Genomic DNA, 17502 nt, shown 5'->3' with positions numbered 1-17502 from the left:
TCCATTAAATATTTTATGTATTTTCAATTCTTTTTTAAAATCATTAATATGGTTTAAATTTCCCACGCCTTACACTTTGATATAGGTTTCTATGAGCATAAAAAGTATTAATCATTTCAATTATATACTCAAATTTATCCTGACAAGCAGTATTGTTATTTTTTACAAATATAGTTTCATTTACAGCAGAAGTTATTTGTTTGGTCTTTATTCCTAAAATTGTAGCAATAGTTGTAATACTTGCATATGAGATATCCACTAAACCTTTCTCAATTCTAACATATTTTTGTATAGTACAATTCATTTTTTCTGCAACTTGCTCCTGTGTCAAACCTTTAGCTTCTCTTAAAGCTCTAATTCTTGCTCCTAAAATTGAGTTCATAAATATACCCCTCTCAACTATGTTTTATTATAAATATTTTGATGTTTTGTGCAAATATTATTGCCCTTTGATTATATGCTTCATTAATATTTGTGTAGTAATTAATCCTGTTCCATTTATTTTAGGAGTTATCTTTAAATTATCATAGTTATATAATTTATTCCCAACATCACCTCTACCTATATCAATAATTATTTTTTTACTATTGGAAGGTATATTGTTAATATTCAGTGTGTCTTTACATCCAGTTGCTGATATAATTACATCTGCAATACTTAATAATTTACTTACCATTGTTTTAGATGTTTTTGAGTGTATTTTACTTACTGTTGCATTATGTATTTTATTTGATAATAAATTACATACCTTATCACCCTCCCCTCTTCCTATAATTACAATATGATTTTGTACGGTAGAGATATTATAATGTTTTAATATACTTAGCACTCCTTCTGCTGTACAAGACATAAAATCTGATTGATCTGTAAAATCATCTATATCTTTCTTTATTGATATACTATCCTTTAATAATTTTGCGGTTACTTTATTAAATGGTTTTACACACATTATAGAATCATATAATTGATTTATTGCAAAAATATCATCTTTATTTAAATTACTTTCTTTGACGTTCCACAAATCATATTTAATATTATAGATATTGCAATATCGTATAATATTTTTTATGTACGATTGTTGTCCATTTTCCTTACCCTCATAAATTATAGCTAACCTTTTAATAACTCTGTTATTTTTTATATATTCTTGTAATTCTAATGTAATTTTATTTGCTATAGGATTACATTGTAGTATTGCCATTCAAATCACCTTTCCTTGCTTTGTTTTATGGTTAAACACTCTAATTTTTATATCACTTTGAACATGTTTTTCAACAAACTCAAAACTTCTTTATTCTATAAGTTTTAATATAACACTGTCCACATAACATAGGTGCGTTTTGAGTTATTGCTATATTGGACTCGTCAATATAGCAATAGCCATGTTTTAAACAAATGTCCTTATTACACTTACTACACTTCATTACAGCATCTCCATCACATAACACACACTTCTTATGTTTTTTATTAATCAAGCCAACATCTCCTTTGTTTTTATAAATTAAAATGAAATTATTTTACATTAATGAAATAAACAACTATTCTCTTAATTCCATTTTAATTATTTTATCTTTTTTCTGCCTGGTATTGTACATGAAGTTCCCTTGATTTCCTCTTTTCATAGTTAAATAATCTTTCCATGATTTTTCTATGTTATTGGCTACGTCGTCAAGCATATAATCAATTTTCTTGCCTTTCTTAGTATATATAGTGAAATTATCTTCTTTACAATCAATAATAGCACCTATGACCTTATTATCTCCTTTTAATCTGATACCTACTACACCTTTTGTATCCCTTGATTTAGTTGGTCTTATTTCAGACTTTTTAGTATTAACTATTAATGCTTTGCCTTCATCAGTTAATAAAAATATATCAACATCATTTGTAGTTACTTTAATATCTATTAGCTTACTTGCTGTATTATAAGCATCCATAGGTACTTGTCTATTAGTTTTTGTTTTATATTTTTTTAAGTCTGTACAAGCAACATTTCCATTCTCAAATACAGTAAGAACTTGCCCTTTGTAGTCTTTTGTAGTTGCCATATAGATAATTTTTTCACCTTCTTGTAAATATTCACCTAACCAATTAGATATAAATATACCATATGATGATGGTAAACATTCATCTAATTCATAAGTTTTACGTAATAATACATTCCCCTTATCAGTGAATAAAAGAATATCTGTTTTATTTGTAGTTTGGAACATTTGTATAATTTCATCTTGTTCTTTTAGTTTTTGTGATTCTGAATATTTAAGATTCTTTTTTAAATAACCCTCTTTGGTCAATACTAATGTCACAGTATTGTCTTCTATTAAATCTTCAGTGGTTATATCTTGAAAATCAGAAGTATCCAATATTTCTGTTTTACGTGGTTTCCCATATTTTATTTTAACTTTTTCTAAGTCTTGAATTATTATATTGTTAACAGCTTTTTTAGAATCTAGTGTATTTTTTAACTTAATTATTTCCTGCTCTATTTTATTTATTGCTTTTGTTCTTTTTATTATATATTGTTGATTTATATTTCTTAGTTTCATATTAGATATATCATTAGCTTGTTTCCCATCAATGTTAAATTCCGTAATAAGATTATCAATAATCAATTCATCACTTTCGGAATGTCTTATTATTCCAATAGCTTTGTCTATGTTTAACAATACTCTTTCTAATCCTTTTAAAAAATGAAGATTTTTTTCTTTTTCAGATATATCATATTGTAATGACTTTTCAATGCAATCAACCCTAAATTTTAACCATTCATCTAAAACTTCCTTAACTCCCAACACTTTTGGTTTATAGTCAACCAAACAATTAAAATTACAGTTAAAAGAAGTCATAAGTCTTGTTTTTTTATATAAAATTTTCATTACTTTATCAGGATTAGCATTTCTTTTTAATTCTATTGTTATACCTACTACTTCTTTTTTATTTTTTTTATCATATCCTGTAGTGTCTTTAATATCGCTTACGTCTTTCATTTTACCAGAAGAAATCAATCCATTTACATCTTTAATAATATCCTCAACAGTGGAGTTATAAGGTACTTCATAAACTTCTATTGTATTATCTTTTTTATTATATTCATATTTCGCTTGGAGTTTAAAGCTCCCTTTTCCTGTAGAATATATTTTTTCTAAATTATTAGAATTAGTTATTATGTAACTACCTGTAGTAAAATCAGGTGAGGGTAAATAATCTATAACTTTAATATCCTTATTTTTTATATATGCTTGAGTTAAATTACATACTTCTATTAGATTAAAACTACACCAATTACAAGCTTCTCCTACCGCAACACCACTATTAGGTTTAATTAAGATATTAGGGAATGTATTACTTAAAAATAAAGGTTGCATATGATCCTTATCTTCACCTATAAATTTAACTATATTTTTGTTTATATCTTTAAACATTTCTTCTGAAAATTCATTTAATCTAGCTGATGTATATCTCATAGCAGAAGGTTTGTCTTTAGAGTATATCTTTCCAAAAGCCCCTCCTCCATCTATAAAAGGACAAATCAAACTTTCATTTTGTTCTGTTAGAAGTGCTAAAGCTAAGTATGCACTAATATCTCCATGATTATGTATTTTAAGCACATCACCAACTATCTTTCCGCATTTGTCCTTGGGTGTATTATATTTTGAACCATTTTTCCATAGTGTCCATAAAATACGTCTTGCTATAGGTTTTAACCCGTCTTTTACATCGGGTAATGCCCTATCTGTTATTACTTTCATTGCATAAGGCATATAGTATTCCGTTAACGCTTTGTCTAAATCTGATTGTACTATCATTCATATCTCTCCTTAATCTTCATATATTGAATAATCGAAATAATTTTCACCAAACTCTTCTATATATTTCTTTCTATCTGTAGAATCATCATCCATAAACATTTCTAATGTATTTTTTGCTTTTTCAACGTCATTTATAGTTATTTGTGTCAATTTTCTATTTTCTATATTCATAGCTGTTTCTGATAATAAATCTACAGACAAACCTCCTAAACCTTTAAATCTTGATTCTGTGAATTTTATGTTGTCTGTATTTAAATTTTTAATTATATCATTTTTTTCTTTTTCACTATAAGCTAAATATGTTTTATTTTTTGTATCTATTTTATATAAAGGAGAATCTAAAACATAAAAATATCCCTTTTCTATTATTTCAGGTGCTAACACATAAAAAATACATATCAATAATGAACGAATATGTAAGCCATCTTCATCTTCATCACAAAATGCAATTATTTTAGATACACCTAAATCACCTATATTGAATTGTTTAATTCCTTTAATTGGCTTCCCCTTATATTGCATACCACATTGTAGAATTTGAAATATATCCATAATTTCTTCATTTTTCAATATTTCATCTAATGATTTCTTTAAAGCGTTTAAAGGTTTTCCTTTCAATGGATATATAGAGTGGATGTACTTGTCACGTGATAGTTTAACTGAATTTAAGCTTGAATCCCCTTCTATTAATATCAATTCTTTCTCATTCTTGTTTTTAGATGTACAAGGTACAAACTTATTAGGTCTACTTGTAGATTTATTTACATCTTGTTCTAGTTTTTTCTTTGCTTCTTTTCTATTTGTTTCAGCTTTTTCACGACTTCTTTTATTAATTAATAATTTATCGGCTATTTTCATCATTTCATTTTTATTTTCAATTGAGTATACTTCAAAAAAATCAATGATAGATTGAGTAACAAGTGGTTTAAAATATTTAATTTGTGTTTCAAATTTTGTTTGATTGCTATACATATTTGGATGCAATGATTTAAAATCAATTATAAAATTTAATCCACATAATATATCATCTTTGTTTATGTTAGATTCTTTTTTATTGTACATTCCTTCTTTATATATAAAATTATGAATGCTTTTTCTTAAACCATCTACTAGCCCTTCATAGATTGTTCCATGATGTATTAATTCACTCCTATTTAAAAAATCCATATTCATAGTGTTTTCATTTTTACTATAATTTAATATAAGATTGTACTCCATATTATCAATATAATTTTTATTATCGAATTTTACATTCTTACTAAAACTGTCTTTTATTATTATGTCTTTACAAGTATTTTCTTCTTTGTTTACAAAAACATTAAATAATTCTTGTAAACCATTTGAGAGACAATAAGTTTTTTCTTGATTATTTACTTTATCAATTATTTGAATAGGTTTTTGTATTAACGCAGATTGTTTCTGACAAATATCACATATTTCTTCAAATGTAAAATAGTTATCGGTATATACTTGGTCAGATAACGTATATTTTATTCTAGTAAATGTCTTATTTGTTTTTCCTATCACCTGTAACTCTTTGTCAATAAATCCTTCTTTAAAAGAGCAGAAATATATATTGCCATCAGGTCTACCTATTTCATATTCAATATACGCAGATGTATAGGTTAAAACCGTATTAAACAAACCGTTAGTTCCAGTATTAGCCTCACCTGTTTCTAATCCGTTATGTTTTGTCCCTGCAAAAAGTGTTAATAATAACAATTCATAGTTGGATTTTTCTTCAGTTACTTCATTCCCCCTTGCATCTTTTTTTTCTATTGTTGTTTTCCCCTCTATAGGCAATCCTATAGCATTGTCATATATTTCTACTGTTTTGTTATCATAGATAGTCCATATGATTTTATCTCCAAACCCTTCCATAAGTATATCTCCAGAATTAGAAGTTAATTCTTTTATAGTATGTATTACTGCTTGATGTGTATTTGAACCCAACCAAACACCAATTTTATTCCTTGCTTTACTTCTATCATCAAAAAAGTTAATTCGTTTTGACATCAAGTTGCCTCCTTTAATATTTTTATCATTAAATTGTTTTAAATTATAAAATATAGGAATAAGAACAAATTACAACTCTAATTATATCCTCCTTCCTATATTTTGTCAAGTTATTATTAAATTATTTTATATTACTTTTTATATATAAACTTTCTTCAACATATTCTTTATTTGACTTCCCTATAACTCTTCTAAAACTACTATTACCACTATATATATATTCATGTTTATCATATATTTCTTTAGGCACTTCATATGTTTTATCTTCTGATGTAATTTTACCATCAAAACTTAATAAATAATCACATTTACAATCTTTAAGATAATCCCATAGATTATTATAATCTATTGTTCCATAATACATTCCTTTAGTTCCTGAGTATGGTGGATCAAGATATAATAAATCATTTTTATCAGGTTTTATATTGCAATAATCACTATGTATAAATTTCACATCATATTTATTTAATAAGTTCGACCACTTTAATATAATTTTTTCTAAAGTTTTAGGTTTAATTCCATTTCTTGTTACATGAAAAGAGTTATTAAAATTACCTTTATTATTGTATCTAGGCATACCATTAGTAGTAGTACGCATAATAAACATAAAATCATATGGGTTATGTTCCTTATTATATCTTTCTCTGACTGTGTAAAAATATTGTTTTTTACGTTCCTTATCATCATCTATATTTAGCTCCTCCCATTTTTTTTTATATTCTTCATAAACGGTGTTAGGATTCTGTTTAATTTCATTCCATAAATCAATTAAACCTCTATTAATATCACTACATATGTATTGTTTAAATTTAATATTACTATGTAATAGTTGATACAAAATAGAACATCCTCCACAAAATTTTTCATGATATGTATTATACTCTTGTTTAGGTATTCTCTTTATGATTTCTTCTGATTGACTTCTTTTACTACCACTCCATTTAATTACTGGTTGAAACTTCATATGTTTATCTCCTTTTTATATAATAATCATCTAAATTATATGAATTGATATTATTTACTCGCCTTTGTAATTAGTTTAAAACAAGTCTTTTATAGTAATTTTAGGCATTGAAAATCTTGATATTTCAACGTTTTATTTTTATTATTTTTCTAAAAAATCAAATGATTTACCAAATATATAAAAGACACTCATTATAAAGTACACTCCTAATGTTGTTGGGAAAAATATAATTGCCATTACTAAATGTTTTTTATTTGAATAAAATTCTTTCGTATCTTCTAATATAGTATTTCTATCATTAATCCATCTAAACATTAAGTTGAAAAATGTATGTATCATTAAACTTACCGTAAAAGGTGCAGATAAAAACATATATGCACAAAATATTATTGTTTCTTCATCGGTCATTGTCTTTATTCCTTTCTATTATTAAATTGTTTCTAATTGATATTAGCTTTTGTTGCAATATAAAAACTTAGGAGAAAAAGGAGACGTTTTTCTGTCAAATCTTTTTATAAAAAAGTCGTTTACACTTACACATCCTTCTTGTCTATTTGATGTAAACAATTGATTTGCTTTACAGCCCCCACAAGCATCTACTTCTTTTAAAACATTTTCCAATGAATAATTCGTTCCATATTTTTGTATTAAAGAAGTATTATTAAATGACGTAGATTTATGTATTAAGGGGTCTCCACAACAACAATTCCCTGAAGATATGTAATGCATATCATTGTCAGCAATACTAAATGGTATATTATAAGACTTTAATTTATTTATAAAATTTTTATACATTTGCAATCTGATTTCTGGCTTTAGATTTAGTAGTCCCATTTGAGTAAAATCTTCTTTGTTCAAATTTAATAACTTTAACAAATATTCTTTTTGTTCTTTGTTTTGTGGAACTAATTTCAATCCTTCTATAGTGAAATAATCCGCATCTCTAAATTCATCAACAATATTATCTTTTGTTATATTAGGAATAAACGGTTGTACTCTAATTCCAACTTTAAATCCATCTTTTTTCAAGTCTTTATATAGCTTTATTCTTTTATTTATATCTGGTACGTTAGGTTCAATATCTTTTTTATTTTCTAAATTAGTAACACTAAATTGAAAAGTATGTAAATTCTGCATTACATTACATTTATACAGATTATCTGTTTTTGTTGAGAATAAAATATGTATATTATATTTATTTGTTATATCTATCATTTGTTTTGTAATATGTAATTCTTCTTCAATTGGCTGAAAAGGATCTGACATGCCTCCACAATGCCATGTAATATCTTGTGATATCAAAGTATCTAAAAAATTATTTTCTTTAATTTGATGCTCTTCCTTTATTTTTTTTAATTTTCTTTCTAACATAAATAAATTTGCTATTTGTAATTCTTTTTTAAATTTCATTATTTCTCTATAATTTGAAAAACAATATTTACAATTAAAAGAACAAGTTTTATATGTGTCTACTCTTAGTGGAAGACCACAAATTGCAAATTTACTACTTACATTTAAGGGGTTGAATTTTTTAAATTCTATATTAACCATCTCCTTTATAATTTATCAAATTATTTTACATTAATATAAAAGCAATATTTTATTAGCTAATTTATTAATTCATTCCACTTATCAGATATTTCTTCTAAAATTTCTTTTAAAGGCTTATATGTATTATCATTATTATTTATATTAATACCAGTCTTTTACTTTTTCCTTTTATGTAGTAATTTCTCACTGTTTTATAATCCTCTTTTAGTATCCGAGAGCATCGTTTTATTCTTTTGCTTAATTGTTTTTGATATTTATTCATTTTTAAAACCTCCTTAGTTTTTCTCTTTTTTCTTAAAGTTTAGCTAATAAAATCATTTATTCTTTTTGTTAATTTCTTTTTAATTCTAAACTTTTTAGTCTTACTATAGATATTTATTAATTTTTTAATATTACTATCTGTTAGCTTTATAGGTATAGAAGTATTAAATAGCTTGATTGATTGAATGTTATTTGGTTGACTTTCTGATATTTTTTTTATAATCTATTTCTGTTATTGTCGCATTAAAAGGTTGTCCATCAATATATACCGTCCAGTTATCTAAGAATATATCTTCTCCCACTATATCAATCTCCTTTATTAAATTATTACTTATTATCTTCTTTAACTTTTAATTTAATCTTATATATTTCGCCATTCTTTTTCTTATATAAAATTTTATAACCCTTTACTTTATCACCTTTATTAAGTGCATTATATAATGTTATATTATCTATGGTTTCTTCATTTTCTCCATCTGTTACGATTATATTGTTTTGTTCAGCATGATATATACAAGAAGTAGTTTTACCATTAGAAATAACTTGAGTATATGCATTTTTATGCTCTTTATTTTCAATTTTTAAAGCAACTGGTATTGTATCTTTTGTTGCTTTTGAATCTTGATTATAGTCATAAAACTTACCTAAAGGTAGCCCAATTCCTATTAATATAGCTATTAATCCAATTGAGATAGAGAATATACTTCTATCTTTAAACCCTTCTACAAGTGCGGTTATACCCATGATTATTATTAACAAGAAGCATCCCAGTAACAGTAACATTAAGCTAAATATGATATTCATTTTTATTTTCTCCTTTAGCAAATTATTGTATATAAAATTAACTTTTTATGATATTTTCTTCCACGAACTGTTTTTAGATAATTCTTTAGATAATTTCTCTAATTCATTTAATAGTTTGTTATCCTTAAGACCATTTAATAAAGTGACGATTCTGTCTATACTTACATCAAATTCGTCTAGTAGATCCATATTTAACCTCTTATCAACCATAAAATCACTACCTTTCTTTAATCCAATTTTTATAATTGTAATATAAAGATATTGATAAAAAAGAAATTAAAACATTGTTTATAGGATTAAATTGAATATTTTTATGTATAAATAACTCTGATAATACTGCTATAATTTCTATTAAACTAAAAATACCTATAAAAGCTAAGAAATTTGTTAAATCCATTTTAACCTTATCTTTTAAATTATTATTTGTATCCTTCATTATACATCTCCCTCATAGTCTTACCTCCACCTTTAATAATAGGTAAACCTTGTTTATTTGTTGATATTATACTTTGTTTTTGATTATTAGTTTCTTTTTCTGCTATTTGACAAGCTACTTGCCAATATGCTTCAAGTAAATTGTTACTAAGATTTTCAAATGGTTTGTAAGGATATTCATAATCGTCGTTTCCCCAATTCTTTCGTAAGTATAAATTATACCCCTTATAGCCTATATCACTACTAATATCTAACTCTATTTTACATTTTGTTTTGTCTTCTATAAATTGTCTTAATTGTCCTTCTGTTAATAGTGATATTACTAAATCTGTTTTATAATGTATATTTCCATCATAATCTTCAAAATGTTTTTTATTAATAGGTACACAACCTACTACATTTATGATACTATCCATATCAAAATAATTTTCTAAAAACAAATCTCCAAATTCAGGTTGCCACCAATCTATAAATGCCTTTTGGATTTCTTTGGATTGTTTTAAAAATTTTTCTACACTTATATATTTCATATAGTCCCTCCATTTAATAAATTATTTTAAGTTAAAATCTAAATTTTATAAACTATCTAACCATTCTTTCTTTTCTTTATCCATTACAGTTTCATCTAATCTTTTTAATGTAATTCTATCTTTTCCATATTTGTTGACATAGCTAGTAAAGTTATTCATTAAAGCAAATTCGTTATAACAAATATTAATTAATCTACCATCTAAATAAATTCTATTTTCTTTCATAATAACCACTTCCTTATTTTAATTCAATAGTTTCAACGTATTTTAATTTATCAAGATATTTTTTATTAACAGTATAATGCTCTATTCCGTCTGGATAACATATTCTAATAGTATATTTATCATCTTCTATCCATACTAAAATTTCTTTGTCTCCGAAATTATCGAAAACATCTCCAACTTCATATACTTTTGTTACTTTCATAGTTATTACTCCTTTATAATATATTTGAATTGCGAATTACCAAGTTTCTAATAATGCTTTGTCTTTTATATCATAATAAACATATCCTGTAATATTTTTATTAGGGTTTATAAAATCCATGCAGTTATCACACTCAAAATACCCATCTTCAACTACTTCATTTAACAATTTATTATCCATAGTCGTTGTATCACCACAATTAGGACATATATATTGAGTTTTCTTTATTAAAATACCTAATTCAACTAATTCAGTTAGATAAAATTCAACTTTTTTGAAGTCAATTTCTAAATCATTTACTAATCTATGTTTTTCTCTAAATGCACTATGATTTATTGGAATTTCTAAAAGTCTTTCTTTTAATTTATTTTTTATGCTCATATTTCCTCCTATACTAGCCATCTAGTCTATAATCATTTAATTGTCCTTCTATACAAATATCTTTAGTTTCACAACCATTTTCGCCATAATATTGACAGCCATAACATATATTATCATCATCTAAATAAAATCTTGGTTCATCTGCTTCTAAAAGCTTTCCATTTACTATTATCATTTAATTTTCCCCTTTTTTCACAATGATTTCAGATTATAATAAATCATTTATTTTATTAATATTGATTAATTTATTATATTCTTTAACAGTCTCCACACCCATCACATATCTTACCTTTATACATATCGCACATTCTAGGTTTTGAAATAGGATATTCTTCAATTTCTACGTTTTCTATATCAATATTCGTATAACCTTTTAATGCCATCTTTAATATTGTAACAATCTCTTTATAAATTTTAATTTGAGTTTGCTTTGCTGCTCTAGTTTCATAAGTATCATAGTATTCATCTTTGCTATATTGAATAATTCTATTATTGTATTCTTTATATTTTTCTATTAAATAATCAACTAAATCATTGTTCATAATTCTCTGTTCTTCACCACATTTGTCACAAATTATTTTTGAGTTCTGTATCTCTTCATTGCATAAACTACATTTCATTTTATTACCTCCAATATTTTTCTGTTGTCTTTATTAAATTATTTTATTTATAAAAGAATGGTTTTATCACCTTATTTATGTAATTAATTCTGTTTTATATACCATTCACCATTTAGTATTTGTTCAGGACACATGGAGTGTATAAAATCACCTTCTATTTGAACATATTTATTTTTTATAAAATAATAAGTTCTCTTTTTTAGTCCGTTGCAATCTTCCCAAATACAGTAAATATGATTTCCATAAGATTGTATAGCTTCTTTAAAACTTACTTTTTTATCTTTCTTAGCTAATTTAAACTTAGAAGTTATTATTCCTTTTCTTAGATGTTCCAGTATCCAAACACCTGTGTTATCTTTTAATCTCAACTCACCATTTGTAACTTTAAAATCATAACCTTCAGTATTAAATATTGTTTCTTCGGGGAACTCCATAATCTCCATAATATTATATTCTCTATCATAATCTATTTTATTTTCTGTTCCCCATTCTACGACCTTACATCCGTTATCTAAATAAAAACTCTTGCTGCTATATTGAAGATGTTCATGATTATTAAAATTATAACTATAACAAGTATCGCAACCTTTATAGTATATATAATTTTCTGCTGATTCACCACCACACCAACTTAATGCTCTTTTATCGCATTGTTTTAAAAAATCCTTTGCTTTTTCTTCTGTATCGCATAATACCACAAAATCATTATTTTTAAATCCTTCCCAATCAAATTTCATATTATCTTCCCCTTTAAATTTAATATCTTTAATAGCATTTTCCCAACAACCATTACAGTTAGAACAACAATCATCTATAGAGAAAATATAATCTTCAATGCATTTATACGTTATATCACCTTCTTCATCTACTTCTTTGACATATTTGCTATTTAAAAATTCTTCTCTAGTCATTTCCTTAGCTACTTTATTAAGACTCATTTAAAACAATCCTTTCTATAAATTTATAACATCAATAGAGCTGTTACTATATTATCTTTAAATATTTAATTATTTATAACTAACTTCTTTTCCTTCTTCTCTTATAGATTTAAAAACAGGGAATCTTATTGATATTCCACCATTTTGATTTTTAGTTTCTTCAAAATATTGTATTTCTGCTATTCTGCCTAATAACTTATCTTGATTATTCCATATATATTCTCTATCTTCATCAGTAAAACCACTTCCACAACCTACTTTATATCCTTTATAATTCACTATAATTTTACCTAATGTATTAGAAAATTTACCATCTCCTTTTTCAAATCCTATTATTTTTAAATCTGCACTTTGCATTACTTTAACTTTTAACAAATTATTACTTCTTTTACATTCATACGGTGCATTTGATATATTGACCATTACGCCTTCTTCATCATTATTTCTTGCTTTCTCTAATAATTCTGAAACTGTATTTTGATCTTTGCCTATGTATAATATAGGAACTTCTATAATATGTTTTAGTTTTAGATTTTTCATTATTTCATGCAATTCAGATTTTCTATCTTTACAAGGTTTTTTACATATTCCATTTTTAAAATCCTCCAATGGCAGTATATCAAAACAATTGAATATTAAATTTTTCTTTATTCCGTCTTTTCTAGTTTCTTTCATTGTTGCCCTATATAAGTCTTTACTTTTTAATCCTTTATCATTTCTTAGTAATAGTTCGCCATCATATACCATATTGTCAGGCAATAACTTTGCTTCTTCTTCAATTTCAACTAAGTCCTCAATAGATTGTCCTTGTCTAGTGAATATTTTAATTTTGCCATTATCTTTTATAATTACACTTCTTCCTCCATCTAATTTTGTAGTAATTATAAATTCTCCTTTTACTTTTTCTATTCTGTCAAAATATTTATTTGCCAACATTACATTAAATTCAGGTATAAATCCTTTTCCATATATTTTATTTAATGTCTTTGCAGTAATTCCTATTTTTAAGGATTTAGTTGCTATTTGAGTGTATAATTCTTGTAATTCTTTTGGAGCTAATTTAATAAAGTTTTGAATTGCCAATATATCTAAATATTTTCCTGTATTGTTTTCTTTTAAATAATCCATCATTTTTACGATATTGCTTATTATAGGAATAGATAGGTTTGATGTATTGTTGACTTTTTTATTAATTTTCTTCTTGCTAACCCCTGTAACTATATATGGGTTAAAAACAAATTTTAATACATTTTCTAATAATTGATTATTTTTATTTTTTTTCAAGATTTCTTCTTTTATACCTCTACTTGATATAGATTTAATTTCATTGAATATTTTTAAAACATCAATCATCTAATCGCCCCCTTTAATATTTTTTAAATTGTTTTATATTAATATAAGTTTAATTGTTTTTTAATTTCTATTACATGAAAAGATACGCCTCTTGGTATTAGATTTTCTATTAAATTGCTTTCTTCTTTATTATTTGAAAATGCTTTGATAGTCAATATCTTGTCCATATCAAAATTATATCCTTTTATTGTAAAAACTTCTAATTCATTATTTCTTAGTATATCTGCTATTTCTTGGCTTTGTTGAGTTGATTGAGGTAATATTTCATAAACCCATGTTTTATCTTTATCTGTTTTTCTTATAATAAATTTGGGTATATATGAACCAACAAAAGCTCCCAGACAGACCACTAATATTCCTAATGTTGTATCATTTTTAGCTATTTTAACAAGTATAGTCAAATATAGAAACTGAGATATTGCCATACACATACTTGAGGCAAAGTCTTTATTTCTTATTAATAATAATGTTTTCGCAACTGAAATACCACTATCTAGTATCTTTAAAATAAATAGCAATAGTAATTCTAACATATTTTTCTCCTTTGTTTATTGAATTGTTTATAATTAAGATACAAATGCTAATTCTTTCTGTAATTCTTCTATATCTAAATTTAATTGTTTTCTATCTTCTAACATTTGGTTTAGCTTATTTAGCTTATCTTGTTTTTGTTGTAATCTGAATTGTTGTAGTTTATTTTCTGTTTCTATTTTAATTTGATGTAATATATTTGCATTGGTATCTTCTTCTGAAATTTCTATAATATTAGATGTTTTTGTAATACTATAGCTTTTTCTATAAATATCAAAAACATTGTCATATTCACTTATTAATTTTATATTAAAGTATGTATTGTTATTTAAATAAATACTAATTTCTCCATCATCATAGCCCCAACTATCTATATTATAATCCAATTTCTCAAATCCACTTTCTAATATATTTTTAAACATATTATTATGCTTGTCTATATTTGCTATAATTAGATTATAATAATCAAATAAAATATTATTATTGCACTTTGCTTCAATTTTCATCATTTCAAATAATTCCTTTGCAAAATGATTCTTAACTTCTTGTAATTGATTTTTCATTAATAAATCCCTCCAAAATTAAATTTTATTAAAACTAAAATTTTATAATATTTTGTTCCTTAATTGAATAATTTCTTTAAGCTTATCTCCTCTACATTCTTTCAAACTTTCTGTCCCTTTATCAACTTGATACTGAACCTCATCACAAGCTAAAGCTTGGCAGATAGCATGACAAACTCTAATTCTATCTCTTCTATTAGTAAAGCAATTCCTTCGTGCAAAAGTTGTTTTTCTCTTTCATTTAATAAATTTTCATATAAATAATGGATTCCTTCATCTCCATTACCGCAATATGGACAAATATAGGTAATTAAAACTTCATTTTTTTCAATTCTTCTACAAGATATAATGTCTGCTTTTTTATTACAGTTTGTACATATTGTTTTAATATTTTCTATATTATTCACCTTCTTTTAATACATTAATTCTTTCACTTAATGCTTTTCTCCAGCACATCACACAATTTTCTATCGTTTTACAACTTATATCGCAACCTAGAATTTCATTAGGACATTCTCCACTTATATAAAAAGTAAAATTCAATAACTTTTGCAATTCTTCTTTGTCGTTAATGTTCATTTATTAAAATACCCCACATATTCTTAATATTTTCCCTATTATAGCTATAGGGATCAAAAATTCTCCTGTAAACAAACCTAATAAAATACTACTCCATAAAGGAATTGATTTTCCAAACCAAGATAATATTTCGATTATTGACCATGCTCCTATAGTAATATTTATAATTAATACAATCATAAATATTAAACATCCTATCTTTGTTTTCATATCTCTCCCTCTCTATTCTTCTATATTAAATGTTGAATCTATATTAACATCTACCTTTCCACCAATTTCATCTTCTAAAACTTGTTTAATATTTTTATCAAATTTTTCTTTAGGATTATCTATTAGATTATCTCTACTATAAATTTCACCTATTGCAGTAAGTTTAATTGTAGCTTCATATTTAACTTACATATTATTTCCCCCTTCTGTTTATATTGTAATTAAACATTTTTCCCAATCTGTATACATAAGTATTTCATAAAGTCTTGCTACCTGTGGGCTTCTCCATGCAGTCATAGCATATGGACGAGGGTTTTTATAATGATAATTATTTGACTTAATATGTTCTTTGCATTCTCTTAAAGTTAAAAACATTGTATCTGAAGCAACTTGTCTCTCAATTCTATAATTAACTAAACTTATATTTTCTAAATGCAATTCATCATTCATAAAATGAAAAACATCTCCTATTGTATTCATTGGTTTAAATCCATCAATGAATATTGATCCATTTAAAAATTTAATTGTATATTATAAACAGTTATCATAAATACAATCTATCAAAAAATCATAAACTTCTACTAAAGAGTCTCCTATTTCTTCATTATCATAAATAATTGTTTGCCCTGTAATATCGAAACTATCTTCAATTCCATATATTTTTACATCTTGCTTAATAACCCAAAATCTAGGATTAGCTTGACCAACAGTATCTTGAGTTAACATTTCATGTTGTAATTGTTTTAGAAAATCTTTATCTCCTTATTATTCTTATGTATTCACTATATAACATTGGACTTATAACAAATTCTTGAAAACAATCCTGACAAACTGTTGAATATACAACTTTGTCGCCTTTTTTATTATATTCAATAATTGGTTTTCTGTTTTCATGTTTACACATTTAAATCACCTTCATAACTTTGAATTGTTTCATTTACGCAAGCATCGCAGTACCAATGAAGCCTATCAATTTCTACTTCCCCACAAGTTTCTTTAATGTCTACTTCATATAGAAATAGTTGCTGACAACAATTACAACGTGAAATACAATGATATTCTCCATTAGGTTGTTTTATAATTTTAAAACCTTGTTTTTCAACTTCTAACAATGCATCTGAAAAAATTTTGTTTTTCATTATTTCAACGCCTTCCTTTTTAAAACTATCTCTTTAAATTGTTTTATGTTATAAAATTGAACTTTTATATTAATATATTTGTGATTATGACTTATCGTTAATTTCGTTTACTCTCAGTGCATCCATAAATTTTACTGCTTGTTCAAATGTTATATTCGCTTCTTTACAAGCATACTCAACGTTATTCTTCCATTTCCTATACATATTTAAATCATATTCTACTTCTTTATCCAATCTATTACCCTCTTTCTTAAATGTAGACTTTTTTTGAATTGTAACACTAACATAATCCTTTTAAAATGTGCGCTATCACATTAATTGTCCAACCATCACCCAACATGTTATATCTATTAGTATCAGATACACATGCTGTATACCTTTCTTTTACAGT

At 25.0% G+C, this 17502-nt stretch carries 28 protein-coding genes; all 28 read right to left on the bottom strand.

All coding sequences use genetic code 11. The annotated features are described in order from the left end of the window. Nucleotides 1-43: 43 nt before the first annotated feature. The 28 genes from EJL03_RS13000 to EJL03_RS12880 all read right to left on the bottom strand — a co-directional run bounded on the left by EJL03_RS13000 (nucleotide 44) and on the right by EJL03_RS12880 (nucleotide 17111). Nucleotides 44-382, bottom strand: a complete 339-nt coding sequence (locus EJL03_RS13000; protein ID WP_125154405.1) for a helix-turn-helix domain-containing protein — start codon at nucleotides 380-382, stop codon at nucleotides 44-46. Nucleotides 383-439: 57 nt separating this feature from the next. After that, entirely contained in the window at nucleotides 440-1201 is a 762-nt protein-coding gene (locus tag EJL03_RS12995) for a tetrahydrofolate dehydrogenase/cyclohydrolase catalytic domain-containing protein (protein ID WP_125154404.1), read from the bottom strand. Nucleotides 1202-1280: 79 nt separating this feature from the next. After that, entirely contained in the window at nucleotides 1281-1475 is a 195-nt protein-coding gene (locus EJL03_RS12990) for a hypothetical protein (protein ID WP_125154403.1), read from the bottom strand. Between the two features lie 63 nt (nucleotides 1476-1538). Beyond that, nucleotides 1539-3806, bottom strand: a complete 2268-nt coding sequence (locus EJL03_RS12985; protein WP_125154402.1) for a DNA gyrase/topoisomerase IV subunit A — start codon at nucleotides 3804-3806, stop codon at nucleotides 1539-1541. Nucleotides 3807-3818: 12 nt separating this feature from the next. Then, on the bottom strand, nucleotides 3819-5825 hold the full coding sequence (locus tag EJL03_RS12980) for a toprim domain-containing protein (RefSeq protein WP_125154401.1): 2007 nt from the start codon (nucleotides 5823-5825) through the stop codon (nucleotides 3819-3821). A gap of 121 nt (nucleotides 5826-5946) precedes the next feature. Next, on the bottom strand, nucleotides 5947-6789 hold the full coding sequence (locus EJL03_RS12975; protein ID WP_125154400.1) for a Dam family site-specific DNA-(adenine-N6)-methyltransferase: 843 nt from the start codon (nucleotides 6787-6789) through the stop codon (nucleotides 5947-5949). A gap of 141 nt (nucleotides 6790-6930) precedes the next feature. After that, nucleotides 6931-7197 carry a hypothetical protein gene (locus tag EJL03_RS12970; RefSeq protein ID WP_125154399.1) on the bottom strand — a complete coding sequence of 89 codons (267 nt, stop codon included), beginning with the start codon at nucleotides 7195-7197 and terminating at the stop codon, nucleotides 6931-6933. Nucleotides 7198-7239: 42 nt separating this feature from the next. Further along, entirely contained in the window at nucleotides 7240-8340 is a 1101-nt protein-coding gene (locus tag EJL03_RS12965) for a radical SAM family protein (protein WP_125154398.1), read from the bottom strand. A 588-nt stretch (nucleotides 8341-8928) separates the two neighbouring features. Next, the gene (locus EJL03_RS12960; RefSeq protein ID WP_125154397.1) at nucleotides 8929-9405 is read right to left on the bottom strand and encodes a hypothetical protein; all 477 of its coding nucleotides are present in this window, start codon (nucleotides 9403-9405) and stop codon (nucleotides 8929-8931) included. A gap of 45 nt (nucleotides 9406-9450) precedes the next feature. Continuing rightward, a complete protein-coding gene (locus EJL03_RS16140) occupies nucleotides 9451-9594 on the bottom strand; it encodes a hypothetical protein (protein WP_164509083.1) in 144 nt (47 codons plus the stop codon). Between the two features lie 28 nt (nucleotides 9595-9622). Continuing rightward, nucleotides 9623-9841 (bottom strand): hypothetical protein, encoded by a 219-nt coding sequence (locus EJL03_RS12955; protein ID WP_125154396.1) that lies wholly within the window; start codon nucleotides 9839-9841, stop codon nucleotides 9623-9625. Continuing rightward, nucleotides 9825-10370, bottom strand: a complete 546-nt coding sequence (locus tag EJL03_RS12950) for a hypothetical protein (protein ID WP_125154395.1) — start codon at nucleotides 10368-10370, stop codon at nucleotides 9825-9827. The genes EJL03_RS12955 and EJL03_RS12950 overlap by 17 nt, the downstream gene beginning before the upstream one ends. 45 nt (nucleotides 10371-10415) lie before the next feature. Further along, entirely contained in the window at nucleotides 10416-10595 is a 180-nt protein-coding gene (locus EJL03_RS12945) for a hypothetical protein (RefSeq protein WP_125154394.1), read from the bottom strand. A 13-nt stretch (nucleotides 10596-10608) separates the two neighbouring features. Further along, nucleotides 10609-10797 carry a hypothetical protein gene (locus tag EJL03_RS12940; RefSeq protein ID WP_125154393.1) on the bottom strand — a complete coding sequence of 63 codons (189 nt, stop codon included), beginning with the start codon at nucleotides 10795-10797 and terminating at the stop codon, nucleotides 10609-10611. 36 nt (nucleotides 10798-10833) lie between these two features. Then, a complete protein-coding gene (locus EJL03_RS12935) occupies nucleotides 10834-11178 on the bottom strand; it encodes a hypothetical protein (protein WP_125154392.1) in 345 nt (114 codons plus the stop codon). A gap of 13 nt (nucleotides 11179-11191) precedes the next feature. Continuing rightward, nucleotides 11192-11353, bottom strand: a complete 162-nt coding sequence (locus EJL03_RS16135; RefSeq protein ID WP_164509082.1) for a hypothetical protein — start codon at nucleotides 11351-11353, stop codon at nucleotides 11192-11194. An 82-nt stretch (nucleotides 11354-11435) separates the two neighbouring features. Then, on the bottom strand, nucleotides 11436-11798 hold the full coding sequence (locus EJL03_RS12930; protein ID WP_125154391.1) for a hypothetical protein: 363 nt from the start codon (nucleotides 11796-11798) through the stop codon (nucleotides 11436-11438). Nucleotides 11799-11881: 83 nt separating this feature from the next. Continuing rightward, the gene (locus EJL03_RS12925; RefSeq protein ID WP_125154390.1) at nucleotides 11882-12736 is read right to left on the bottom strand and encodes a hypothetical protein; all 855 of its coding nucleotides are present in this window, start codon (nucleotides 12734-12736) and stop codon (nucleotides 11882-11884) included. Nucleotides 12737-12805: 69 nt separating this feature from the next. Further along, nucleotides 12806-14089, bottom strand: coding sequence for an ATP-dependent DNA ligase (locus tag EJL03_RS12920; protein WP_125154389.1), 1284 nt, complete (start codon nucleotides 14087-14089; stop codon nucleotides 12806-12808). A 38-nt stretch (nucleotides 14090-14127) separates the two neighbouring features. Further along, on the bottom strand, nucleotides 14128-14622 hold the full coding sequence (locus EJL03_RS12915; protein ID WP_125154388.1) for a hypothetical protein: 495 nt from the start codon (nucleotides 14620-14622) through the stop codon (nucleotides 14128-14130). 33 nt (nucleotides 14623-14655) lie between these two features. Further along, nucleotides 14656-15183 (bottom strand): hypothetical protein, encoded by a 528-nt coding sequence (locus EJL03_RS12910; RefSeq protein ID WP_125154387.1) that lies wholly within the window; start codon nucleotides 15181-15183, stop codon nucleotides 14656-14658. A 149-nt stretch (nucleotides 15184-15332) separates the two neighbouring features. Further along, nucleotides 15333-15590: a hypothetical protein gene (locus EJL03_RS12905; protein ID WP_125154386.1), complete on the bottom strand. Its 258-nt coding sequence runs from the start codon at nucleotides 15588-15590 to the stop codon at nucleotides 15333-15335. Then, nucleotides 15583-15762 (bottom strand): hypothetical protein, encoded by a 180-nt coding sequence (locus tag EJL03_RS12900; protein ID WP_125154385.1) that lies wholly within the window; start codon nucleotides 15760-15762, stop codon nucleotides 15583-15585. Before EJL03_RS12900 ends, EJL03_RS12905 begins: the two co-directional genes overlap by 8 nt. 3 nt (nucleotides 15763-15765) lie before the next feature. Beyond that, the gene (locus EJL03_RS12895; RefSeq protein ID WP_125154384.1) at nucleotides 15766-15972 is read right to left on the bottom strand and encodes a hypothetical protein; all 207 of its coding nucleotides are present in this window, start codon (nucleotides 15970-15972) and stop codon (nucleotides 15766-15768) included. Between the two features lie 210 nt (nucleotides 15973-16182). After that, nucleotides 16183-16422: a hypothetical protein gene (locus tag EJL03_RS12890; RefSeq protein WP_164509081.1), complete on the bottom strand. Its 240-nt coding sequence runs from the start codon at nucleotides 16420-16422 to the stop codon at nucleotides 16183-16185. An 81-nt stretch (nucleotides 16423-16503) separates the two neighbouring features. Then, on the bottom strand, nucleotides 16504-16698 hold the full coding sequence (locus EJL03_RS12885; RefSeq protein ID WP_125154382.1) for a hypothetical protein: 195 nt from the start codon (nucleotides 16696-16698) through the stop codon (nucleotides 16504-16506). A gap of 28 nt (nucleotides 16699-16726) precedes the next feature. Continuing rightward, the gene (locus tag EJL03_RS16130; protein ID WP_164509080.1) at nucleotides 16727-16876 is read right to left on the bottom strand and encodes a hypothetical protein; all 150 of its coding nucleotides are present in this window, start codon (nucleotides 16874-16876) and stop codon (nucleotides 16727-16729) included. Then, a complete protein-coding gene (locus EJL03_RS12880) occupies nucleotides 16869-17111 on the bottom strand; it encodes a hypothetical protein (RefSeq protein ID WP_125154381.1) in 243 nt (80 codons plus the stop codon). The genes EJL03_RS16130 and EJL03_RS12880 overlap by 8 nt, the downstream gene beginning before the upstream one ends. Nucleotides 17112-17502 lie beyond the last annotated feature (391 nt).

The organism is Clostridium rectalis (genome assembly GCF_900626095.1).
GTDB classification, from domain to species: Bacteria; Bacillota; Clostridia; order Clostridiales; family Clostridiaceae; genus Clostridium_AS; species Clostridium_AS rectalis.
The sequence above is the reverse complement of the archived record's forward strand: the minus strand, read 5'-3'. Positions and strand labels throughout refer to the sequence as shown.